Source organism: Phyllobacterium sp. YR531, from assembly GCF_000282595.1.
Taxonomy (GTDB): Bacteria; Pseudomonadota; Alphaproteobacteria; order Rhizobiales; family Rhizobiaceae; genus Phyllobacterium.
In genome coordinates, this window is the sequence record NZ_AKIZ01000039.1 from 89,664 (window position 1) to 95,735 (window position 6,072).

Genomic DNA, 6,072 nt, shown 5'->3' on the forward strand with positions numbered 1-6,072 from the left:
TCACACACCCAGAACCAGTAGTGCTTTACGCACGAGTATCTCACCAAGCAGAACGGCATAGAGACTGAAAAGATAAAAGATCGAAAATGCGAACATCTTCTTGGCAGGCTTGATCATCGCCTCACCAACCTCGGCACGCCAAACTGTCCAGGCCGAGTAGAGGAATGCAAATCCCATGGCGATTGAGAAAACGCCATAAACAGGCCCGGCAAAGCCCATGATCCATGGCAGCACAGCCACAGGGGCGACGAGAATTGTGTACAGCCAAATCTGGAACTTGGTTGACGCTTCACCCATGACGTTAGGCATCATAGGAATCTTGGCCTTTTCATAGTCGTCAGACATGAACAGCGACAACGCCCAAAAATGGGGTGGCGTCCATAAGAAGATGATCAGGAACAGAACAATGCTTTCCATGCTGACCGAACCTGTAACGGCAGCCCAGCCGATCATGGGCGGGAAAGCGCCGGCAGCACCGCCGATAACGATGTTCTGCGGCGTCGAACGCTTCAGCCACATTGTGTAAACAACAGCGTAGAAGAAAATCGTGAAGGCCAGCAGAAAAGCTGAAAGCAAATTTACAAACAGACCGATTGTCAGCACGGATACAATCGACAGCAGCAGACCAAAGGTAAGCGCTTCATCACGTGACAGGCGACCGGCCGGAATTGGCCGCTTGGCTGTGCGTTTCATGACCGCATCAATGTCGGCGTCATACCACATGTTGAGTGCACCGGACGCGCCAGCTCCAACAGCAATGCAAAGGATAGCAATCGCGGCAATGACGGGATTGATGTGGCCGGGAGCCGCCATCAACCCAACAAAGCCGGTAAACACGACAAGCGACATCACGCGTGGCTTGAGCAGCGCAATATAGTCTGATGCACTGGCTTCGGAGAGGCCAATGTTTGCATCCAGTGTTGCGTGTTTCTCAATCAGTGACATGCGCTCAATCTTGAAGGTCGGATTATTCAGGAGATGACCGGGCTGTTTTGCAGCCCGGTCATTGTGATCATTATTTGATGCGTGGAAGCTGTTCCCACTGGTGGAACGGCGGAGGTGATGAAAGCTGCCATTCCAACGTGGTGGCACCTACGCCCCATGGGTTCGCACCTGCTTCACGCTTCTTGGCAAATGCCTCGAACACACCGAAGAGGAAGATCAGTACAGCGACACCGGAAATATAGGAGCCGATAGACGATACTTCGTTCCAGCCCTGGAAGGCATCCGGATAGTCGATGTAACGGCGTGGCATGCCGGCAAGCCCGAGGAAGTGCTGCGGGAAGAACACGAGGTTAACGCCGATGAACGTGACCCAGAAGTGCGTGTGGGCAATGGTATGGTTATACATGTAACCAGTCATCTTCGGGAACCAGTAATACCAGCCGGCGAAAATGCCGAACACAGCACCAAGCGACAGAACGTAGTGGAAGTGAGCAACCACGTAGTAAGTGTCGTGCATGGCACGATCCAGACCCGCATTGGCCAGCTGAACACCCGTCACACCACCAACGGTAAACAGGAAGATAAACCCGATTGCCCAAACCATAGGAGGTTTGAACTCAATCGAACCGCCCCACATGGTGGCAATCCACGAGAAAATCTTCACGCCTGTTGGCACAGCAATAACCATCGTCGCGAAGACGAAATAACGCTGTGTATCGAGCGAAAGACCCACTGTGTACATATGGTGTGCCCAGACGATGAAGCCTACCACGCCGATTGCGACCATGGCGTAAGCCATGCCGAGATAGCCGAAGATTGGCTTTCTCGAGAAGGTCGAGACAATGTGGCTGACAATGCCGAAGGCTGGCAAAATCATGATGTACACTTCCGGATGACCGAAGAACCAGAAGAGATGCTGGAACAGGATCGGATCACCGCCACCTTCTGGTGAGAAGAATGTCGTGCCGAAATTGCGGTCGGTCAGAAGCATGGTGATACCACCGGCAAGCACTGGCAGGGCCAGAAGCAGCAGGAAAGCGGTAATAAGCACCGACCAAGCGAACAATGGCATCTTGTGCAGGGTCATGCCCGGCGCACGCATGTTGAAAATCGTGGTGATGAAGTTGATCGCGCCGAGAATGGACGAAGCACCGGCAATGTGGAGCGAAAGGATTGCCAGGTCCATCGCCGGTCCGGGCTGGCCGGTCGTCGAAAGCGGAGGATAGATGGTCCAACCGCCGCCAGTACCATAGCCACCGGCAGGGCCGGGAACGAACAATGACAACAGAAGAAGAAGCAGAGCTGGCGGGAGCAGCCAGAACGAAATGTTATTCATGCGCGGGAATGCCATGTCTGGCGCACCGATCATGATCGGCACCATCCAGTTGGCAAAACCACCGATAAGCGCTGGCATGACCATGAAGAAGATCATGATAAGGCCGTGAGCCGTCGTGAACACGAGGAACATGTGTTTACCGGCATCGATAGCCGCATCACCCTCAAAACCATAGACCATGGCCGCGAGACCGTGGAAAATCTGAATGCCAGGCTCCTGGAGCTCAGCACGCATGCATATCGAAAGGATGCCGCCGATGATGCCCGCTATGATAGCGAAAATCAGATAAAGCGTTCCGATATCCTTGTGGTTGGTCGAATTGACCCAACGCGTCCAACCACGAGGCTTGTGGTCGTGATGTTCGTCGTGGGCTTCGTGAGCAGCTGAACCTGCCATGAGATAGCTCCCGTTCCTCAAATGCAAAGCGCAGCTGGCTTAGTTGCCAGCCACATTGATATTCTTGCCACCATCGACTGATGCGGCGAGTGTTTTGTAAGCTCCCGGCAGGTCGCTGCCAGCCGCCGCGTACCACGCATTGTACTGCTGCTCTGACACAACGCGGATTGCGATAGGCATGAAGGCATGGTCTTTGCCGCAGATTTCCGAGCACTGACCGTAATAGAGGCCCTCTTTGTCGGCCTTGAACCAGGTCTCATTCAACCGGCCCGGTACGGCGTCGATCTTCACGCCGAAAGCAGGCATGGCAAATGCGTGAATGACATCAGCACCAGTTGCGAGAATGCGAACAGTTGTATTGACCGGAACAATCATTTCATTGTCCACAGCCAGAAGGCGTGGATACGCCTTGATATCTTCCTTACCAGCTGTTGCGCGGTCGGCATCTTTCAGAATCAGCGAATCAAATGAAAGCGGAGTTTCATTGGCCTGATACTCATAACCCCAATACCACTGATATCCGGTCGCCTTGATTGTCAGCTTTGGATCTTCGGGTGAATATTGCGCCGTCAGCAACTGGAATGACGGAATGGCAAGGAAAAGAAGAATAACCACAGGGCCGACAGTCCAGACGATTTCAACAGCAGTATTGTGGCTCGTCTTTGACGGAACAGGATTTGCGCTGGCGCGATAACGGAACATTACCCAGCCCAGCAGTACCATCACAAAAATCGTAATCGGAACGATAAACCAGAGCGTGTAGCGTTCGAACCAGACGATCTGCTCCATGATGCCGGATGCAGCTGGCTGAAATGTCATTTGCCATGGCTCAGGCTGCGCCGCGAAGGCTGTACCGGCACTCAGGAGGCTACCCAGGATACCGGTCAGCTTGACAATATTCTTCTTCACCTAGAGATCTCCCGAATGAAGCATTAGTTCCATACGTTAATGCCGGACGTTCGAGGCCCGGTCGCATGTCGCGTTCAAACCACACATTAGCCTACATCGCAAGGAAGGCGATCGTGATCTCATGCGGCATTTTTGCGCGCAGCTTGTCATGCAAAAGCGCAGACCTATGAAAGTTGCGATTTTTTATGGCCAGGCCGTCGTTTTCCGGCATAAGTGGAAAGTTAGCCCACAATGCAGCCATTTTTGCATTACAACACAACAAAGGCTGCCATACCTTGGGGAGTGTTCGAGCAGCATTCTTTTCATCCGGTTCCCGGCGGTCTAACGTCTGGATGATTCGTTTTGGAGCCACCATGTCCATTTTAGCCCTACGCAATATAGCATCTGGTATTTTTGCCCTGTCACTGGCTGCCCTTTCCGGCAGTGCCCTGGCGGCACCGCAAAGCGGAACTGTCAAATCCACACATGGAGCATGGTCCATTCTTTGCGATACGCCGGCGGGTGCAAAGTCAGAACAATGCGCGCTCATCCAGAATGTCGTAGCGGCCGATCGCCCGGAAATGGGCCTTTCGGTGGTGGTGCTGAAAACAGCAGACAACAAAGCGAAGATATTGCGTGTTCTTGCACCACTCGGCGTGCTTCTGCCCAATGGGCTTGGCCTGAATGTCGATGGCAAGGATATTGGCCGTGCCTATTTCGTGCGCTGCTTTGAGGACGGTTGCTACGCTGAAGTCATCCTGGAAGAACAGCTGGTGCAGACGCTGAAAACCGGCAAGGCGGCAACCTTCATCGTGTTCCAGACACCTGAAGAAGGTATCGGCATTCCCGTGGAGCTTAACGGCTTTGGCGAAGGCTTTGACGCCCTGCCCTGATTTTCCGTAAGATTGCGGTTGTCGCGCGCGGCCTGAAGGCCTACATCCGGTGCATTCTAATGGAACCGGACCCGGATATGATGAAAAGCCTGATCGACAGTTTCGACGCCCCACGCGAGAAAATTCTGGATATCGTCAAACAGTCTCTAAAGGACGCTGATGATGGTGAGCTTTTCGTCGAATACCGCGAATCGGAAGGCCTTGTTTTTGACAATGGCCGGTTAAAGAACGGCTCATTTAATCAGGATCAGGGTTTTGGACTGCGCGCCGTAGCGGGTGATGCGGTCGGCTATGCCCATGCTGGCGAACTCTCGCTTGGAGCTCTCAAGCGCGCAGCCGATGCCGCAACAGCGGTTACAACTGGTTTTTCTGGTGCTTATACAGCTGCGCCTCCCGGCACAAACAGCAGCCTTTACAGCGATGAAAACCCGCTGGGATCGCCAGGTTTTGAGGCCAAAGTGAAACTCCTGCAGGAAATCGACGCTTATCTGCGTGCGAAAGATCCGAAGGTCCGGCAGGTTTCGGTCTCCCTCGCCGGTTCCTGGCAGCAGGTGGAAATCCTGCGCGCCGATGGGCATTTTGTTCGCGATATACGCCCGATGGTGCGCCTGAATGTTTCTGTGGTCGTCGGCAATGGCGACCGACAGGAAAGCGGCTCTTATGGTGCTGGCGGGCGCAAGGGATTTGGTGACTTCATTGCCGCCGATAAATGGCAGCATGCAGCGGATGAAGCCTTGCGCCAGGCTTTGGTAAACCTCGAGGCCATCCCTGCTCCAGCTGGTACATTCGATATTGTTCTTTCAAGCGGCTGGCCGGGCGTGATGCTACACGAAGCTGTCGGGCACGGGCTTGAGGGCGACTTCAACCGGAAGAAAACCTCTGCCTTTGCCGGTTTGCTTGGCCAGCAAGTTGCGTCGAAAGGTGTCACCGTAGTTGATGACGGCACAATTTCGGAACGCCGAGGCTCCCTGACTATCGACGACGAGGGAATGCCGACCAACAAAACCGTATTGATCGATGATGGCATTCTGGTCGGCTATATGCAGGACCGGCAGAATGCGCGGCTGATGGGCATGCAGCCAACCGGCAATGGACGGCGCGAATCATATGCCCATGCACCCATGCCCCGAATGACCAACACATATATGCTCGGCGGCGACAAAACCCCGGAAGAGATCATCGCTTCGGTCAAAAAGGGCATCTATGCCGTATCCTTTGGTGGTGGACAGGTGGACATTACGTCCGGCAAATTCGTCTTTGGTTGCACCGAGGCCTACAGGATTGAGAATGGCAAGATCGGTGCGCCTGTAAAGGGAGCAATGCTCATCGGCAATGGTCCCGATGCAATGCAGCGAATCTCGATGATCGGCAATGATCTGCAACTCGATACCGGCATCGGCAATTGCGGCAAAGGTGGTCAATGGGTACCTGTGGGCGTTGGCCAGCCGCATTTGCGCATGGACCAGATGACGGTTGGTGGAACTTCGGTTTAAACCTCACTTCTGCTTTTCAAAGAACGCGGTTGTGGTGATCCCTTGCCACGCCCGCTTTTTGCGTCTGGCTATTGATTGGTGGGGAAAGACGGGCGGTCGTCGAAGCGCGTCTTGGTAGATA

General features: G+C 54.0%; 6 protein-coding genes. 2 read left to right on the forward strand and 4 right to left on the reverse strand.

The annotated features are described in order from the left end of the window. The 4 genes from PMI41_RS23150 to PMI41_RS25215 all read right to left on the reverse strand — a co-directional run bounded on the left by PMI41_RS23150 (window position 1) and on the right by PMI41_RS25215 (window position 3,947). Window positions 1–945 carry a heme o synthase gene (locus PMI41_RS23150; protein ID WP_008128953.1) on the reverse strand — a complete coding sequence of 315 codons (945 nt, stop codon included), beginning with the start codon at window positions 943–945 and terminating at the stop codon, window positions 1–3. Between the two features lie 70 nt (window positions 946–1,015). Continuing rightward, a complete protein-coding gene (gene ctaD, locus PMI41_RS23155; RefSeq protein ID WP_008128955.1) occupies window positions 1,016–2,677 on the reverse strand; it encodes a cytochrome c oxidase subunit I in 1,662 nt (553 codons plus the stop codon). Between the two features lie 39 nt (window positions 2,678–2,716). After that, window positions 2,717–3,586 carry a cytochrome c oxidase subunit II gene (gene coxB / locus PMI41_RS23160; protein WP_008128957.1) on the reverse strand — a complete coding sequence of 290 codons (870 nt, stop codon included), beginning with the start codon at window positions 3,584–3,586 and terminating at the stop codon, window positions 2,717–2,719. Between the two features lie 91 nt (window positions 3,587–3,677). Beyond that, a complete protein-coding gene (locus tag PMI41_RS25215; protein ID WP_040856573.1) occupies window positions 3,678–3,947 on the reverse strand; it encodes a hypothetical protein in 270 nt (89 codons plus the stop codon). Here PMI41_RS25215 and PMI41_RS23170 point away from each other — a divergent pair. Together PMI41_RS23170 and tldD are read left to right on the forward strand one after the other, a co-directional pair. Continuing rightward, complete coding sequence (locus PMI41_RS23170; protein ID WP_008128959.1) at window positions 3,940–4,458, forward strand: invasion associated locus B family protein; 519 nt, start codon at window positions 3,940–3,942, stop codon at window positions 4,456–4,458. The two genes, PMI41_RS25215 and PMI41_RS23170, sit on opposite strands and share 8 nt — an antisense overlap. 80 nt (window positions 4,459–4,538) lie before the next feature. After that, on the forward strand, window positions 4,539–5,951 hold the full coding sequence (gene tldD, locus PMI41_RS23175; RefSeq protein ID WP_162130134.1) for a metalloprotease TldD: 1,413 nt from the start codon (window positions 4,539–4,541) through the stop codon (window positions 5,949–5,951). Window positions 5,952–6,072: the final 121 nt, after the last annotated feature.